Genomic DNA, 17,050 nt, shown 5'->3' with positions numbered 1-17,050 from the left:
GCAGGCGGTCGCGCAGGTCCGGTCCGGGATGGGAAGGCTCCCCGTCCGGGTCACCATCCTCGCCGGCCTGGCATTCGGCAGCAACGGGATGAACCTGGGGGTGCTCAGCTTTGCGCTGCTGGGGCTCAAAGCGTCCTGGGGGCTGACGCCGGGGCAAGCCGGGCTGCTGATCATGGCCGCGGGGGCGGGGCAGCTCGCGGGCGGCCTCCTTATGGGATTTGTGGCGGACTGGGTGGGGCGCCGGGTCGGCTTCGGCGCGACGGTCGCGCTCAGCAGCCTGGGCACCGGCGCCGCGGCGCTGGCGCCGTCGCTCTCCTGGATCGTGCTCGCCCTCTTCCTCGCCGGGATCGGCTTCGGCGGGGTGGCCCCGGTGGCGACAAGCCTGGTGGGGGAGTTCGCCCCCCGCAGGTCCCGCGGCGCGCTGATCGGGTGGACGCAGGTCGTCTGGATTCTCGGGTGGATCCTGGCGGCGGTCGGCGGCGTGGTCGCGGGGCACGGGCTGGGGTGGCGCGCGGTCTTCCTGGTCGGGCTGCTGCCCGTCGTCCTGGCCGTGATCGGCCCATGGCTCGTCCCCGAGTCGCCCCGGTACCTGCTGGCCCACGGCCGGCGCCGCGAGGCAGAGGCGCTGGCCCGAACCCTCTCCGAGCGCTATGGGGTGGCCCTCGAACTCCCAGACCAGGAGCAAGCCGGACGCGCCTCGATCTTCGCGCACCTCGCCGAGCTGTGGAGCCCGCGGTTCCGGCGGCACAGTTTCTTGATCTGGGCCGTTTGGTTCGTGATGATCGGGGCCTACAACGGCCCGATCATCCTGCTTCCGGCGCTCCTGTCGGCTCAAGGCTTCCCCAACCCCGATCAAGCCTCGCTCCTGGTCGCGATCGTGATGGGCCTGCCGGTGGTCGCGGCGACACTGCTCATCGACCGGGTGGGACGCAAGCCCGTGATCATCTGCGGCCTGGTCCTGGGCGCGGCGGGGGCTGTGGGGGTCGCCGCGGCACGCACCGAGGCCGGGATTCTCGCGGCGGCGATGACCCTCGCCGGCGGGGTGCTGGCATCCTGGCCGGTGATCCTGAGCTACGCCGCGGAGCTGTACCCGACCCGGATTCGGGCGACGGCGATGGGGTGGGCGTCAGCGGCGGGCCGCACGGGCGCGATCCTGGCGCCCGCGATGCTGGGGATCGTGATGCGGTCGTGGACGACCGGGCGCGGGCCCGCCTTGAGCATTTTCGCCTTCACCCTTGTCGTCGCCGCCCTGATCATCCTCTTTTTGGGAGAGGAGACCGCCGGGAGGTCGCTCGAGGAGACGGCCGGCGTCGCTTGAACCATCCGGCCGCGGGTATTACCATCGTGTCGGGGTTGGCTCCCGCCCATAACGGCGGTCCCCGGGCGCCGCGCCCCCACAAGCGCCGGCAGCATCACGAAGGAGGATGAGTTTCCGTCCGATGAACACTCGCGGGATCGTCAGACAGATCAACATCTCACACGGCGGAGTTCCCAAGCGTCCCGTCCCCTCGGCGCACATCGGCTCGGCGGGGGTCGAGGGGGACGGACACGACGATCCCCGCCATGGCGGACTGGACGCCGCGATCTGCCTGTACTCGTTCGAGGCGATCCAGCGCGTGGCGGCGGAGGGGCATCCAATCGCGCCCGGCACCGCGGGCGAAAACCTCACCGTCGAGGGGTTGGATTGGTCGCTGGCCGCACCGGGGGCGCGCTTTCGGTGCGGGGACGTCGTGCTCGAGGTCACCCGATACACGACTCCGTGCCGGACGATACGCGGGTCGTTCCGCGACGGTGCGTTCGATCGGATCCACCACCAGCATCACCCCGGCGATGCTCGTGTCTACGCGCGGGTCCTGGCGACGGGAACGATCGCCGTCGGGGAGACGATCGAGTGGATAGGAGGCGACAATGCGTAGGGTCTTTGCAGTGTGGGTCGTCACGGCCCTTCTCGCGGGGGTGCTGATCGGCGGAGCGATTCAGCCGGTGATGGGCCAGGGGAACCTGATCATTCAAGGCATCAAGTTGTTCGGCATCGGCTACGTCGTCAAGCTCTACGGCCCCCAGATCAACGACGCGATCAACAAGTTGATGCTGAACAACAAGGCGCAGAACACGCAGATGACCAAGGTAGTGCCGATTCTGAGCGTGGGGATCGGCATCGTCTCGAGCAACCCCGGGTCGTACATTGGAGCCGCCCAGGTGCAGGGGCCGGCGTCCGCGGTGAACAAGGTGCAGGCCGTGGCCCAGGTCGAGGGATCGTTCCTCAGCGTGGTGCGGATCAAGGCGCTGATCCCGGTCGACAGCCTCAACCCCCTTCCCGGTAACATTCACCGGATCCAGGGCGTCGGCGTGACGGCGCTGGTGGATTTTCAGCTCTAGCCGGTCCGGGCGGTTAGGTGTTGGAGATCGCGCGCAGCCGCTTGAGCGGGACGCCGCACCCCTGGCAGTAGTGCTGATCCAGCGAGACGATCCGGGCGCCACACTTCCAGCAGTGTGAGACGAGCGGCGAGTGGCACTGCGGGCAGCGGGAGGGAAACGTCACCGTGTGGCGGGTTTCGATCCCGCCGCTGCATTCGGGGTTGGCGCAGATGGCGAGCAGGGGTTCCGGCCGGGTTACCTGGGGGAGGATGCGCTTGAGCGGCACCCCGCAGTCGACGCAGTAGGACGTGAACGGGTTGGTCAGCAGCCGCTCGCACTTCCAGCATCGCGCGAGCATCACCGCCCCGCAGGAGGGGCAGTCCACGGGGAGGTCGCTCGCCCGCGCCGAGGCAGCGTGCCGGGTGCACTCGGGATTCGAGCAGATCGCGATCAGGACCGCCGGCATAATCGGTCCCTCCTTTGGCCCCTTCTTCGAGGCGCCGCCGCAATCTCCTGTTTGGGAGCGGGCGGGGCGTCCCGGGAGGACCATTCGGGGGGCGGGGCGTAGACTCCCCGGGGGGAACGCCGATGTCAACGGGATCGCGTTTTCATATCATCACCCAAGGCTGCCAGATGAACGTCCGCGACTCCGAGGCGATGGCGGGGTTGCTGCTGGAGCTCGGGTACCAGCCGACGGACAGCCCCGCCGATGCCGATGTGATCCTCATCAACACGTGCACCATCCGCGAGGGAGCGGATGACCGGGCGTATGGCCGGCTGGGGGAGCTGCGCGACCTCAAGCGGCACCGGCCCGGCCTGATCCTCGGGCTGGCCGGGTGCCTGGTGCAAAAGGACCGCGAGCGGGTTCGCGCCCGAGCCCCGTACCTGGACTTGGTCTTCGGCGTCCACAACATCCACCGGCTCCCGGAATTGCTTCGCCAGGTCCGCGACGGGTGCCAGCCCGTGTACGAGGTCTGGGATCGATCCGATCGAGCCCATCCGTTGCCCATCCTGCCGGCGCATCGGGGGAGCGCGGTCCGCGGTTTCGTGAACATCATCCACGGCTGCAACAAGTTTTGTACCTTCTGCGTCGTGCCCTACGTGCGCGGGCGCGAGCGCAGCGTGCCTCCAGCGACGGTCGTCGCCGAGGTCGCCGGCCTCGCGGCGCGGGGGTATCGGGAGGTCACGCTGCTCGGCCAAAACGTGGACAGCTACGGGCACGACCTGGCCCCGCGGTGCAATTTGGCGGATCTGCTGCGGCTCGTGCACGAAGTGGATGGGATCGAACGGATCCGGTTCACCACCAGCCACCCCCGGGACATGACCCGCGCCTTGATCCGCACGGTGGCGGATCTGCCGAAGGTCTGCGAGCACATCCATCTCCCCGTGCAATCGGGGGACGACGGGGTGCTCCGGCGCATGCACCGCGCCTACTCGACCGCGCAGTACCGGGACACCGTGGCCGCGATCCGCGAAGCGGTGCCGGCCGCAAGCGTGACCACCGACGCCATCGTCGGTTTTCCCGGCGAGACCGAGGAAGAGTTCGAAGGGACCGTTCGGCTGGTCAACGAGGTCCGGTTCGACGCGATGAACACGGCGATCTACTCGGCCCGCCAGGGCACCCCCGCTGCGGGATACCCCGACCAGGTCCCCGACGAAATCGCCCGGCGCCGCCTCCTCGATCTCAACCGCGTGGTGGAGCGCGTCGCCTGCGAGGTCAACCAGCGGCTCGTGGGGACCCCTCAAGAGGTGCTCGTGGACAGCCCCGGCGCCCGGGGGGGTGTCGTCGGTCGCACCCGGACGAACAAGGTGGTGACCCTTGAGGGGGACGAGCGCCTGGTCGGCTCGACGGTCGTGGTGGAGATCACCGCGGCGGGTTCCTGGGTGCTCCGAGGGCGTGAGACCGCCGGCGTCCGCACCTGAGCGGGCACCTGCGGTTCAGTGCCGTCCGTCGATGGCGTCCAGGGAGGGCGGGCGCCCGGGGGGTCGACCCCGTCCGGCGGTTACGTCCGGCGGTAGAACCATTTCTCGATCTCGGCCCCTCGAACCCTCACCAGTGTCGGGCGTCCGTGGAAGCACGAGAACGGGTCCTTCGCCCGCGCCAGGGCGGTGAGGAGATCCGCCATCGTCTCGGCGTTCAGAGGATCGCCGGCCCGCACGGCGGTGTGACAGGCGGTCGCAATCGCCAGCCGCTCTTCGAGTGACCGGCCGGCGTGCGCGCCGTGATCGTCCGCGAGATCCGTGAGGCAGGCGCGGAACACGTCCCCCGGCGCCCGGGCGGCCGCGATCGCCGGCACCGACGAAAGCCGGACCGTTGCCCGCCCGAAGTCCTCGATGCCGAATCCGAGTTCCTCCAGCGCGGGCGCCAGCTCCGGCAGGAGCGCGGCTTCGCCCGGCGTCAACTCCACGACTTCCGGGACCGCGAGGCCTTGGGCCCGCCCGCCTTCGCCAGTCTTGCGCGCGATCAACTGCTCGTAGAGGACGCGCTCGTGGGCCGCGTGCTGGTCGATCAAGACGAGATCTCCGCCGGATTGGCCGACGATATACGTGAGGGCCAGCTGCCCGATCACCCTGATCGCCGGCCACCGTCGATCCGTGAGCGGGGCCCCGGCTTCCCAGAGGGTCCCTCCCGTTGCGGGCGCGGTCGGAGGAACGCGCAGATCGGGAGACGATCCGCGGGCGGCCGGGATCGGAGCCGGGTCCTCGCGGGCCATTCCGGCCGCATCTGACGGGACGACGTGCAGCAGCGGCACGCGGTGCAGAGCGCGCCGGACCTCGCGCACGACCTCGTCGAAGATCTGCCGCTCGCGGACGAACCGGACCTCGGTCTTGCGGGGGTGGATGTTGGCGTCGACCTCGGCGGGGGGCAAGCGAAGGCCGAGCACCGCCGCTGCGTACCGGTCGTCCGGGATCAGCGTGTGGTAGGCTTGGGCGAGCGCGCGGGCCAGCAGAGGGCTCCGCACCGGACGGCCGTTGACGAGGAACCACTGGTGCGTCCGCCGCCGCTGCGCGACCTGGGGCATGCCGAGCACCCCGGCGAGTGCCGCGATCCCACCACCGGCCGACAGGTCGATGGCCTGCTCGGCCGCCTGCGACCCCAGCACGCGCCGCGCCCGCTCGAAGAACCCTTCCGGGGGATACCAGAACACCTCGCGCCCGTCATCGACCAGCCGGAAGCCCACCTCCGGCGCGGCCAGGGCCAGCGCCTCGACCGTCTCGACGATCACCGCGGCCTCGCGGGCGGGCGACTTCAAGAATTGCCGCCGCGCCGGGGTGTTGAAGAAGAGGTCCTCCACGGCGACGGTGGTCCCGTAGGGGCCGCTGGCGGGGCCGACGGCTTCCTCGGTGCCCCCGGAGACGAGAATGCGGGCCGCCTCCTCGCCGGCGGGGCGCGTCACCATCTGAACCCGCGCGACGGCGGCGATGCTGGGGAGCGCTTCGCCCCTGAACCCATAGGTGTGGAGCCGCTGCAGATCCTCCGCGCTGCGGATCTTGTTGGTCGCGAACCGCTGGAAGGCGACCCGGAGCTCCACCTGCGGGATCCCCGTGCCGTCGTCGCTGACCCGGATCAGCCGCCGGCCCGCCCCGGCGATCTCGACGGTGATGCGGCGGGCCTCCGCATCGAGGCTGTTCTCGACCAGCTCCTTCACCACCGACGCCGGGCGTTCTACGACCTCGCCGGCCGCGATGCGTTCCGCGGCGCTTCGGGGAAGGACTTGGATCGGGCTCTGCGTCATGATCCGCGTTGGGGACGCGGGGGGAACGGGATCACGGTGCTGCCGGATCGCCCGCCCCCGCCGGGGTCGGATTCGGGGGCCTCGGGCGTGGCGGTCTTCGGCTCGAGCTGCGCCCGCAGGGTGGACAGGAAGTTCAAGGCATCGAGCGGGGTCATCCGGGCGAGATCGGCTTGGCGGAGGGCCTCTTCGACGGCGGAGGGGAGCAGCAGCGGCAGCTGCCGGCCGCGCGACGGGCCCCGTCGACCGCGGGGGGGCCGCGCGGATCCGGAGGCTGCCTCCAACCCCGCCAGCACCTCGCGTGCCCGCTCGATCACCGGCTCGGGGACCCCGGCCAGGCGAGCCACATGGATCCCGTAGGACGACGCCGCCGCTCCGTCGGCGACGCGGTGGAGGAACACGATATCCCGGCCGGCCTCCTTGATGAGGACCTGGATGTTGCCCACGCGGGCGAGTTGGGGGGCCAGCTCCGTGAGCTCGTGGTAGTGTGTGGCGAAGAGGGTGCGGGCCCCCACCCGGTCGTGCAGGTCCTCGACGACGGCCCAGGCCAGGCTCATCCCATCGTACGTGCTGGTGCCCCGGCCGACCTCGTCTAAGATCACCAAGCTGCGGGCCGTGGCCTGGGTGAGGATGCGGGCGACCTCGATCATCTCGTTCAGGAATGTGCTGCGTCCGGCGGTGAGGTCGTCCGTGGCCCCCACCCGGGTAAAGATCCGGTCGACCAGACCGATCTCCGCCTCCCGCGCGGGAACGTAGGAGCCGATCTGGGCCATGATCACGATGAGCGCGGCCTGGCGGATGTAGGTGCTCTTCCCGCCGAAGTTCGGACCGGTGACGATGAGGATGGTGCGGCCGTCGACCCCCAGGGAGAGATCGTTTGGGACGAACCGCTGGGGGCCGATCGCCCGCTCCACCGCGGGGTGCCGCCCTTCCACGATTCGCAGGCCCCCGTCGAGGGAGAGACGCGGCCGGACGTAGCGGTGGCGGACCGCGACCTCGGCGAGCGCGGACAGGGCGTCGAGCTCGGCGAGCGCGCGGGCGGCGGATTGGAGCGGGCCGAGGTCGGCGCGGACGGCGTCGCGAAGCGCGCAGAAGACCTCGTATTCCCGCATCGCGATGCGCTCTTGCGCCGTCAGGATCAGCGCCTCGCGGTCCTTCATCTCCGCCGTGATGTACCGCTCCGCGCCGACCAGCGTCCCTTTGCGGATGTAGTCGGGCGGGACGAGGCGTTCGTTGGCCTTGCTTACCTCGATGTAGTAGCCCATCACCTGGTTGTAGCCGACCTTGAGGCTGCGGATGCCGGTTCGGGCGCGTTCGGCCGCCTCCAACGCCGCCATCCACTCGCGGGCCTCCCGGCTCCCCGCACGCAGGCGGTCGATTTCGGGGTCGACCCCCGGCCGGATCAGCCCACCGTCCTTTGGAGAGAGCGGGGGGGCATCGACCAGGCTAAGCTGCAGAAGCTCGCCGACCTCCGGCGGGACCGCAAGGGCCGGCAGGAACCCCTGGATGCCGACGTCGGCCATCCCGGCGAGGAGCGGCGGAATGGGCGGCAGCGCCTGGAGGGAGTTCCGGAGGGCGGCGAGGTCGCGAGGGGACCCCGCCTCGTGGGCCAGCCGCCCGGCCAACCGCTCGATGTCCCCCACGGTCCGCAGGCGGGCGCGCAGCGCCTCGCGGGCGGAGGCGTTGCCGACGAAGGATTCCACTCCATTCAAGCGCGCCTCGAGCGCGGCGAGATCGATCAAGGGGTGCTGCAGCCACCGCCTGAGGAGTCGGCCGCCCATCGGGGTCTCCGACAGATCGAGCACATCGAGGAGCGTCTCGCCTCCCCTGCCGTCCCTCGACGCCGGCCACAGGGCGAGCGCCCGCTGGGTGGCCTCATCGAAGACCAGCGCGGATTCGCGGGGGATCAGTCGGAGGTTGCGGAGGTGCGGCAGCGCGCCCTTTTGGGTCTCGCGGAGGTACAGGATGAGCGCTCCTGCCGCGCCGGTGGCGAGGGGGGCCTCCGCGAGCCCGAAGGCGTCGAGGGTCGCCACCCCCAAATGGTCGCGCAGGATGCGAGCCGCGGCCTCGGGGTCGAACCATTGCGCGTCGCATGGCGTGGTGGTGATCCCCTCGACGGTGACCGCGATCATCTCGGGATCATCGGGAACCAGAACCTCTCGCGGGTGCCACAGCGCCAGCGTGTCGGACAGCTCGACCCCGGCCTCTCCCTCCATCGCGAAGAACTCGCCGGTGGAGAGGTCGGCCCAAGCCATCCCCCAGCCGTCGGCCCGACCTGCCCCCTCGGCCCCTCGCGTCGACCGCGGTCGCCGCATCACCGCGGCAAGGAAGTTGTTCTCGCGGGGGGTGAGGAGGTCGTCCTCGATCACGGTGCCCGGCGTGACGATGCGGACGACTTCCCGGCGAACCAGCGTCCGCGTGTGTTTCGGATCCTCGACCTGGTCGCAGATCGCGACCCGGTGTCCCCGATCGATCAGCCGTCGCACGTAGGTGTGCAGCGCGTGATGGGGGATGCCACACATCGGGATTCGCCGGCCCTTGGCCACCGGCCGGCTCGTCAGGGTGAGCTGGAGCTCGCGCGCCACAATGGCCGCGTCCTCGTCGAACGCTTCGAAGAAATCACCGAGGCGGAAGAGCAGAACCGCGTTGGGGTGTTGATCCTTCAGCGAGCGGTACTGCTGCATCATCGGGGTAAGGCTGCTCATGGCCACCCCTTTCTTCGGCGCCCCCGGTCGGGGTCCCCCTTGGGGGGAGGCGCGAGCGGAGCCGCCGAACTGAGATGTATGACCAGGCCGAGGCAGCGCCGGCGGCACCGCCCCGCCGGGATCACTCCCCTCCCGGAGGCGCCCTCCGCATTGCCGGCGCCCCCGCCGGCTCCGATCGCCCCCGTGTTCAGGGACGTTGCCACCGAATCCAGCACGGACGGGCAGGCGCCGGGCGTCACGCCCTCGGACCAGCCGGCGGTCGGGGGCGCGGCCAAGCCGATCCGGCGTCGGCGGCGCCGTCCCACCAGAAAATCTCCGGCCGCGCTCCCCGCATCTCCCGGTGTCCCTCCCAGCCCGGCTGCGGTGGGGGGAGCGGCGGCGGAGGCGGGGACGGGGGAGCAGGCATGGGAGCGAACCCATCTCGAGCAGACAATGTTTGCCCTCGCCCGCGAGCATGCGGATGCCGCGGCGCGGTGCGCGCACGCCTCGCCGCCAAACCGGGAGGGGGAGCAGACTCACAGCTTGGTCGCGCTCCTGATGTCGTTCCTCGCCCTGGAGGCGTTCATCAACATGGTCGGGGCGGATCGGCTGGGCGGCCGGTATCGGCATTACGATCGGATGTCGCCGGAGGGCAAGTGGATGGAGGTCACGCGTCTCGTGAGCAAGACGGGGAAGACCTTCGGCGAGGAGGGCAAGGAGCTCCGCGCCATGTCCGAGCTGCGAACTTGGCGAAACATGCTCACCCACTATAAGGGGGAGTACGAGGACGTGCAGCACGCCGGTCGGGGCGGGGAGACGCGGATCGAGGCGTTGCTCTCCGCCGAGAACGCGGCGAAGGCGGTGGAGATCGCCCGCTCGCTCTATCAGGGGTTCTACGCGTTCGATCGGAGGTCCGCCCCTCGCCAGTTCGTCTGGCTCGATGACCGTCCCCACCGCTCGCGGCTGACCGGCACCCCGGCCGTGACCGCTCGCGCCTCAACTGCCGACGCGACCCCGACGCCCACCCCCGTCGTTCCGGCGGGGGGCCCGGTGGTCGCACCCCCCGCCTCCGTCGTCCCGCCCGCGCGGCGCCGCCGGCGCCGGCGGAGACACTAGGCCCGCGGGGTGAGCGCTCCCGCCCTGATCGTCATCGGGGGACCGACCGCCATCGGAAAGACCGCGATCGCGGTCGCGCTCGCCGAACGGCTCGACGCCGAGATCGTTTCTGCCGACTCCAGGACGCTCTACCGGGGGATGGACATCGGCACGGCCAAGCCGACCCCGGAGGACCGGCGGCGCGTGCCGCACCACCTGATCGACGTCGCGGCTCCAGACGAAATCGTCACCCTCGCCGACTACCAGCGCCTCGCCCGGGTCGCCCTTGAGGGGATCCGCGGGCGCCACCGCGTCGCGCTGCTGGTGGGAGGGACGGGGCTGTACATTCGGGCGGTCGTGGACGATCTCCGGATCCCATCGGCCCCCCCGAACTGGCCCCTGCGCGCGGAGTTGGAAGCAGAAGAACACGCCGGCGGTCCGGGAACCCTCTACCGGCGGCTTCTCCTGGTGGACCCCGCCGCGGCGATGCGGGTGCATCCGCACAACGTCCGGCGGATCATTCGCGCCCTCGAGGTGCACGCCGGCACGGGGGTGCCGATCTCGATGCTCCAGCAGGCGCTGCTCCCGGCGACCGTCGACCGCGCGCCGGTGCCGGGGGTCGCCATGTTCGCGCTGACGATGGACGGAAGTCTGCTGCAGGCGCGGATCCGCCGCCGGATCGACCAGCATCTGGCGGCGGGCCTGGTGGAGGAGGTCCGCTCGCTGCTTCGGACGGGATTCTCCAGAACGCTCCCGGCGCTCCAAGGGCTGGGGTACAAGGAGATCGCCGCGCACCTAGACGGCAGCGTGTCGCTGGAGGAGGCCGGTGAGATTCTCCGGCGCAACACCCGGCGGTACGCAAAGCGGCAATCGACCTGGTTTCGCGCCGACCGGCGCTACCGGTGGCTGGACGTTGGCGAAGCCCCCCCCGAGGCGGTGGCCGAGCAAATCCGTGTTATGATCACGATGTAACCACTCGGGAGTCGGAAGGCATCACCGAGTGGGGGAGGGCCTGAATGGAGCTCGCACGCCGGATGCAGAGCATACCGCCGTACCTGTTTGCCGACCTGGATCGGAAGCGGGCTGCGCTTCGGGCGACGGGGGTCGATGTGATCAACCTCTCGATTGGGGATCCCGATCTCCCCACCCCCCCGCACATCATCGCAGCGCTCACCGACGCCGCGCGCAACCCGGCGACGCATACCTATCCGCCCTACCAGGGCACCGCCGACCTCAGGCGCGCGATCGTGGGATGGTACGCGCGCCGCTTCGGCGTCTCCCTCGACCCAGACCGCGAGACGCTGGTGCTGATCGGTTCGAAGGAAGGGCTGGCGCATATTCCCTGGGTGTTCGTGAATCCCGGCGACGTTGCGCTGGTGAGCGACCCAGGGTACCCGGTGTACGCGACCGCCACGATCATGGCGGAGGGGGAACCCTATCCGGTGCCACTGCGCCGCGATCAGGGATGGCTGCCCGACCTGGGGGCGATTCCCGACGCGGTCGCCCGCCGGGCGAAGGTGTTCTTCTTGAACTACCCAAACAATCCCACCGCCGCCACCGCCGATCTGTCTTTTTTCAACGACGTCGCCGATTTCGCGCGCCGGCACGGCATCCTGATCGTTCACGACAACACCTACTCGGAGATCGCGTATGAGGGATACCGACCGCCGAGCTTCCTGCAGGCCCGGGGGGCGATGGAGGTCGGAATCGAGCTCCACTCGCTGAGCAAGACGTACTGCATGACGGGATGGCGCTTGGGGTTTGCCGTCGGGAACGCCGACGCGCTCGGGGCCTTGGGCACGCTCAAGACCAACATCGACAGCGGGCAGTTCGCGGCGATTCAGGCCGCGGGCGTGGCGGCCCTCACCGGTCCCCAAGAGCCGGTCCGCGAGCGCGTGGCGATCTGGGAGGCCCGGCGAAACGCGGTCGTGAAGGGTCTGCGCGAAGCCGGGTTGGACGTGCCGATGCCGCGGGCGACCTTCTATCTCTGGGTTCCGGTGCCCGCCGGCTACACCTCGGTGTCTTTCGCCGCGCACCTGCTCGAGGATGCTGGGGTCGCGGTGGCACCCGGCGTGGGGTACGGCGAACGGGGAACCGACTATATCCGCGTCTCCCTGACGGCGTCCGACGACCGGTTCGCGGAGGCGATCCGGCGGATCCGGGACCGGTTGAGGGTGGCCGCCCCCCCGACGATCCGGTAGGGGGAAGGACGATCCGGACCACGGGGACCCCTCAAGGCCGCAAGCTTCGTCGGGGGCTTCATCCAGCGGACCGCGAGCGTTCCTCTCTCTTTCAAGTCGCGGACGGGCGGTCGGAGCGCGCGGTGCTGGTCGGGCTCACGTCTTCAGACGACGACGGCGGGACACTCGAGGAGCTCACGCGGCTGGCGGAGACCGCCGGAGCGTCCGTGGTGGGGATCATCGTCCAGCGGCGGGCCCGTCCCGATCCCACGACGTTCGTGGGGCGCGGGAAGGTCGAGGAGATTCGGGCGCGCGTCCTCGAGATGGGCGCGGACCTGGCGATCTTTGACGAGGAACTGACCCCTGCCCAACAGCGGAATCTCGAGCGGCGGATTGATACCAAGGTCCTCGACCGCACGGCGCTCGTGCTCGACATCTTCGCGCAGCGTGCGCGCACCCGAGAGGGACGGCTTCAGGTCGAGCTCGCCCAGATGACGTACCTGCTGCCCAGGCTGGCGGGGCGCGGGGTGGTGCTGTCGCGATTGGGCGGCGGCATCGGCACCCGGGGGCCGGGCGAGACGAAGCTCGAGGCCGATCGGCGGCGGATCCGGGCACGGATCACGGATCTCAATCGCGAGATTGCGGCGATGCGGCAGCACCGGCGTTTGCAACGGCAGGTGCGCCACGACGCCGCGCTCCCGTTGGTCGCGCTGATCGGGTACACGAACGCCGGGAAGTCCTCACTTCTCAACAGCCTGACCGAGGCCGGCGTGATGACCGCGGACAAACTCTTCGCCACGCTGGACCCCACCGTGCGGAAGGCGCGGCTCCCCAACCACCGTCCAGTGCTGTTGGTCGACACCGTCGGGTTCATTCAGAAGTTGCCGCACGATCTCGTCGCCGCCTTTCGGGCAACGCTGGAAGAGGTGGCGGACGCCGATCTCCTCGTCCACGTCATCGACGGGGCCCATCCGCGCTGGGCGGAGCAGATGGCGGCGGTGGAAGACGTCCTGGTGCAGTTGGGGGCCGCGGAGACCCCGCGGGTGAACGCCATTAACAAACAGGACCGCATCACGCGCGAGGTGCTGCGGGACATCCAGGCCGAGATCCCCGATGCCGTGCCGATCTCCGCGCTCCACCGAGTGGGGCTGGTGAACCTGCTGCGGCGGATCTCCCAGCGGCTGCCCGATCCCGCCCGGCGGGTCAGTCTCCTGATTCCGTACGCCGACGGCCGGGTGCTGGCGCAGATCTACGCGCACGGCCGCGTGCTCCGACGCGACGATCGGGATGACGGGGTGGCCGTGGAAGCTGAGATTCCGGCGAGCGGCCTCGACCGGTTCCGACCGTACCTGGCGGAAGGGCGCGGGTAGCCGCGGCGGGCGCGCCGGCCCCCGTCGTCAGCGACCGGCTAGGGGAGTCGGCGGATCAGGACCACGACCTTTCCGAGGATCGTGACATCGCGGGTGAGGATGGGTGCCATGGTGTGGTTCTCGGGTTGGAGACGGATGTGGTCGCGCTCCCGATAGAAGCGCTTGACCGTCGCCTCCTCGCCGAGGAGCGCGGCGACGATCTCCCCGTTGTTGGCCGTCGCCTGCTGTCGCACGACGATGTAATCGCCGTCGTAGATGCCCGCTTCGATCATGCTGTCCCCGCGCACGCGGAGGATGAACGAGGCGTCTTCCCGGACGAGGTCGCGGGGGAGGGGAAAGACATCCTCAACGTTCTCTTCGGCGAACAGCGGATGCCCCGCGGCGATGCGCCCCAACACGGGGACGTTAACGACCCGCTTGGGAGGTTGGCTGGCGCCGTCCTTCAAGATCTCAATCGCGCGCGGCTTGCTTGGGTCGCGGTGAATGAATCCCTTTTTCTCCAGGGCAGTGAGGTGGCTGTGGACGGTCGAGCTGCTCGTCAGCCCCAATGCCGCTCCGATCTCGCGGACCGAGGGCGGGTATCCGCGCAATTGCATATTATCCATGACGTAGTTCAGAATCTCGCGCTGGCGCTTCGTCAGCCCTTTGCCCACACTCCAGCCCCCCCACACTCCCCGTCAGTCGCCTGCGAACGTTCCCGGATTATAACACAACAATCACCGGGGCGCAAACAGGTGTTCGCTACTCCGGCGTCATCTTCCTGGCGATTAGAGCAGGGCCCCGCCGTCGACGACGATGATTTGTCCGGTGAGAAAATTGTCCGATGCGGCGAGCGCGGCTGTGATGTGTGCGATGTCGGCTGGGGCACCGATCCGCCCGGCAGGGAACCGCTCGGCAGCTCTGGCAATTTCGGGTTCCCTGCCGGCGTGCCATCGGGTCTCGATCAGACCCGGGGCGATCGTATTCACGGTGATCTTCGGCGCCAGCACCCGGGCGAGGGACTTCGTCATCGTGTGGATGGCTCCCTTGCTGGCGGCGTAGGCGATCGAACTTCCCGCTCCGCTCACCCCGGCGACGGATCCGATATTGATGATCCGCCCCTCGGTCATGACCTTGGCCCCCGCACGGATGCAGTAGAACGTCCCTTTCACGTTGAGGTCGAAGATGCGGTCCCAGACGTCCGCGGTCAGCCCATCGAGGTTCTTGTGCTCGACAAACACGGTGGTCCCGGCATTGTTGACCAAGATGTCCAGCCGTCCCCACTCGCGGACCACCCGCTCGATCATCGCCCGGACTTCCTGGTCGCGCGAGACGTCCGCCTGCACGGCGATTCCCCCGCGGCGGCGCTCGCGGATCTCGCCGGCGGTCGTCTCCGCATCCTCCCGGGACCGGTTGTAATTCACCGCGACGTTCGCGCCGTCGTCGGCAAGGCGGAGCGCGATCGCCCGACCAATCCCGGTGCCGCCTCCGGTCACCAAGGCCACGCGGTGGGCAAGCGGAGCGTCCATGCCCACGCTATACGGCGCCGTCACCCGGGGCTCCTCTCGCCGTTCGGACCCTGATATAATCATCTCCGAGGCGGTGATCCGCGGTCGATGCCGGTTCCGAAGTTGCGACCCCTAGATCTTACGGCCGGTGAGTGGCATGGGCGGCAGGCGGTGCACGCTCGCGACTCCGAGGGCCTGCTGGAATCTTCCGTCCTCCTCCCCCTGCCGGTCTTCCTCGTCGCGATTCTCCTCGATGGGCAGCGCGAAGCGATCGATGTCCAGGCCGGGTACGCGCAGGTGACCGGCGGGGTGATCCTCCCCCGTGGTGACCTTGATCGCATCATCGGCGACCTGGATGCCCACTACCTCCTGGAAACGCCTCGCCTGGAGCAGCGACGGGGGGAGATCGCGCGGGCCTATCGGGCGGCCCCCCACCGCCCCCCGGCGCACGCCGGCGTCTCCTACCCGACCGAACCCCGGGCCCTCGCCGCAACCCTGGAAGAGTTCCTGGGGGCGACCGCAGGGGGAGCGGGCCCCGCCGACGGGATCGGCGGGCGGCCCCCACGGGGGATTCTCGCCCCGCACATCGATTTCCACCGCGGGGGCCCCACGTACGGTCGCGCCTACGCCGCCCTGCGGGAGATTCCCCCCGGAGCCTGCGTGGTGGTGTTGGGGGTGGCCCACGCCGGCCCGCCCAGTCCCTTCGTGCTGACGACGAAGGGGTACGCGACGCCGGGCCGCGTGATCGAGGTCGATCGGCCGCTGCTGGACGCGGTGGTGTCCCGGTGTTCGTTCGACCCGCTTGCGGATGAGCCGGTGCACCGGACCGAGCACTCGATCGAATTCCAGGTGGTCTTTCTCGACCATGTGGCCCGGGGGCGACCATTCACCATCCTGCCGGTGTTGTGCTCGGGGTTTGAGCGGTGGTGCGGGACGGGCAGTCCCGCCGGAGTCCCGGAGATCGAATCGTTCATCGCGGCCCTCCGGGCCGCGATCGCGGCGCTGGGGCGTCCGGTGATCGTTGTGGGCGGGGTCGATCTCAGCCACGTCGGGCCGCGGTTTGGTGACGCGGAGGCGGCCGACTCGCTGGCGGCGATGGCCCGCCAGGGAGATCTTGCCGCGCTCGACCGGGTCGTCGAGGGCGATGCCGAAGGGTTTTGGCGAACGGTGATGGCCGACGGCAACCGCCGGCGCGTCTGCGGATTGTCGGCGATCTACACGGTGCTAAGGGTGCTGGCGTCTAGCCGCGGTCACCTATTGGCATACAGTCAAGGCGAGGATCCCGCGGGCGGGCTGGTTGGGATCGCCGCCGCGGTGCTCGGCGAGGTGAATGTGGGCAATGGACGTCCCGGTCCTCACGGATAACGACCTTCGGTTTGTCGCCGAGACCATCGGCGACGACCGCCACGGGGCGATGCCGTCGCTTGACGTGCTCCGCGCCCGTGATGACCTCGTGGATGTGATGCTCGAGGACGACCGGCTGGTGCGCCGCCTGCTCGGCGATGAACAGGCGCTGTTGCGGGTGTCCCCCGCGTTTGTCTTCTCCGTCCTCCTGCGCCGCGTGATCCGAGACCTGGAGCAGCATCCGTACACGCTGGAGCGCACGCCGGCGGAAACCGTGGCGGTGTTCGACGCTCCCCGCGTCCGTCGCTTCATCGCCGAGCCGGGGATCTGGGGGTACCTCGTCGGCATGCTCACGTCGTTCATCCGGGCCGAGACGGTGACCGTTTTTGTCAAACAGGGGGAGGGGTACCGCCGCCGCCGCTTCAACACCCTGAACATCGATGACATGATCGCGTTGGCGGCGCTGGTCGGCCAGGACGAGGCCCGCCCGATCTTCAAGCGGGTCGCAGACATCGCGTTGTTTACGAGCGGGATGTTCCCCGACTACCTCCGATCGCCGCGCCACGGCGGCCCGGCGCTCCATCGCGGGCAGGCCATTCCCCGCACCGTGGAAACCTACGAAGAACACGGACGGCGGTTCTATCGACTGGCGGCGAAACCGGAGGGACGGCCGGAGGGGCGGGTGCTCGCGACGCTCGCCGACGAGTTTCCGTTGGCGCGGAAGTCGCTGGAGCTCCTCTCCGACCGCTACCTCCGCTGGACCCGGCTGTCCTGGTTTCCCCTTCCCAGCCAATAGGC

General features: G+C 69.8%; 15 protein-coding genes. 10 read left to right on the top strand and 5 right to left on the bottom strand.

The window, feature by feature from the left end:
* Positions 1-28: 28 nt before the first annotated feature.
* The 3 genes from VKV57_04835 (at position 29) to VKV57_04825 (ending at position 2,379) form a co-directional block, all read left to right on the top strand.
* Entirely contained in the window at positions 29-1,318 is a 1,290-nt protein-coding gene (locus VKV57_04835; protein HLW59236.1) for an MFS transporter, read from the top strand.
* 121 nt (positions 1,319-1,439) lie between these two features.
* Positions 1,440-1,916, top strand: coding sequence for an MOSC domain-containing protein (locus VKV57_04830; protein ID HLW59235.1), 477 nt, complete (start codon positions 1,440-1,442; stop codon positions 1,914-1,916).
* Positions 1,909-2,379, top strand: coding sequence for a hypothetical protein (locus tag VKV57_04825; protein HLW59234.1), 471 nt, complete (start codon positions 1,909-1,911; stop codon positions 2,377-2,379). Before VKV57_04830 ends, VKV57_04825 begins: the two co-directional genes overlap by 8 nt.
* Before the next feature lie 13 nt (positions 2,380-2,392).
* Here VKV57_04825 and VKV57_04820 read toward each other — a convergent pair whose 3' ends face one another.
* The gene (locus VKV57_04820) at positions 2,393-2,824 is read right to left on the bottom strand and encodes a hypothetical protein (protein HLW59233.1); all 432 of its coding nucleotides are present in this window, start codon (positions 2,822-2,824) and stop codon (positions 2,393-2,395) included.
* 122 nt (positions 2,825-2,946) lie between these two features.
* Here VKV57_04820 and miaB point away from each other — a divergent pair, with 122 nt between their 5' ends.
* Positions 2,947-4,281 (top strand): tRNA (N6-isopentenyl adenosine(37)-C2)-methylthiotransferase MiaB, encoded by a 1,335-nt coding sequence (gene miaB / locus VKV57_04815; GenBank protein ID HLW59232.1) that lies wholly within the window; start codon positions 2,947-2,949, stop codon positions 4,279-4,281.
* Between the two features lie 80 nt (positions 4,282-4,361).
* Here miaB and mutL read toward each other — a convergent pair whose 3' ends face one another.
* Positions 4,362-6,095, bottom strand: a complete 1,734-nt coding sequence (gene mutL, locus VKV57_04810) for a DNA mismatch repair endonuclease MutL (protein ID HLW59231.1) — start codon at positions 6,093-6,095, stop codon at positions 4,362-4,364.
* Positions 6,092-8,797 (bottom strand): DNA mismatch repair protein MutS, encoded by a 2,706-nt coding sequence (mutS, locus tag VKV57_04805; protein ID HLW59230.1) that lies wholly within the window; start codon positions 8,795-8,797, stop codon positions 6,092-6,094. The genes mutL and mutS overlap by 4 nt, the downstream gene beginning before the upstream one ends.
* A 78-nt stretch (positions 8,798-8,875) precedes the next feature.
* Between mutS and VKV57_04800 the strand changes: the two genes are divergently transcribed.
* From VKV57_04800 to hflX, 4 genes are all read left to right on the top strand, one after another.
* The gene (locus tag VKV57_04800; GenBank protein HLW59229.1) at positions 8,876-9,892 is read left to right on the top strand and encodes a hypothetical protein; all 1,017 of its coding nucleotides are present in this window, start codon (positions 8,876-8,878) and stop codon (positions 9,890-9,892) included.
* Positions 9,893-9,901: 9 nt separating this feature from the next.
* Positions 9,902-10,843, top strand: coding sequence for a tRNA (adenosine(37)-N6)-dimethylallyltransferase MiaA (gene miaA, locus VKV57_04795; protein ID HLW59228.1), 942 nt, complete (start codon positions 9,902-9,904; stop codon positions 10,841-10,843).
* Between the two features lie 44 nt (positions 10,844-10,887).
* Positions 10,888-12,072, top strand: coding sequence for an LL-diaminopimelate aminotransferase (locus VKV57_04790; protein ID HLW59227.1), 1,185 nt, complete (start codon positions 10,888-10,890; stop codon positions 12,070-12,072).
* Between the two features lie 122 nt (positions 12,073-12,194).
* A complete protein-coding gene (gene hflX / locus VKV57_04785) occupies positions 12,195-13,421 on the top strand; it encodes a GTPase HflX (protein HLW59226.1) in 1,227 nt (408 codons plus the stop codon).
* Positions 13,422-13,459: 38 nt separating this feature from the next.
* Here the strand turns inward: hflX and lexA are convergent, their stop codons facing one another.
* Complete coding sequence (gene lexA / locus VKV57_04780; protein HLW59225.1) at positions 13,460-14,074, bottom strand: transcriptional repressor LexA; 615 nt, start codon at positions 14,072-14,074, stop codon at positions 13,460-13,462.
* 114 nt (positions 14,075-14,188) lie between these two features.
* The gene (locus VKV57_04775; GenBank protein HLW59224.1) at positions 14,189-14,953 is read right to left on the bottom strand and encodes an SDR family oxidoreductase; all 765 of its coding nucleotides are present in this window, start codon (positions 14,951-14,953) and stop codon (positions 14,189-14,191) included.
* A 63-nt stretch (positions 14,954-15,016) separates the two neighbouring features.
* On the opposite strand from VKV57_04775, the gene amrB reads away from it, so the two are divergent.
* Positions 15,017-16,273: an AmmeMemoRadiSam system protein B gene (gene amrB, locus VKV57_04770; GenBank protein ID HLW59223.1), complete on the top strand. Its 1,257-nt coding sequence runs from the start codon at positions 15,017-15,019 to the stop codon at positions 16,271-16,273.
* Positions 16,248-17,048, top strand: coding sequence for a hypothetical protein (locus VKV57_04765; GenBank protein ID HLW59222.1), 801 nt, complete (start codon positions 16,248-16,250; stop codon positions 17,046-17,048). Before amrB ends, VKV57_04765 begins: the two co-directional genes overlap by 26 nt.
* Positions 17,049-17,050 lie beyond the last annotated feature (2 nt).

The organism is bacterium, assembly GCA_035307765.1.
Taxonomy (GTDB): Bacteria; Sysuimicrobiota; Sysuimicrobiia; order Sysuimicrobiales; family Segetimicrobiaceae; genus Segetimicrobium.
This window is presented reverse-complemented; position numbering and strand designations above follow the sequence as displayed.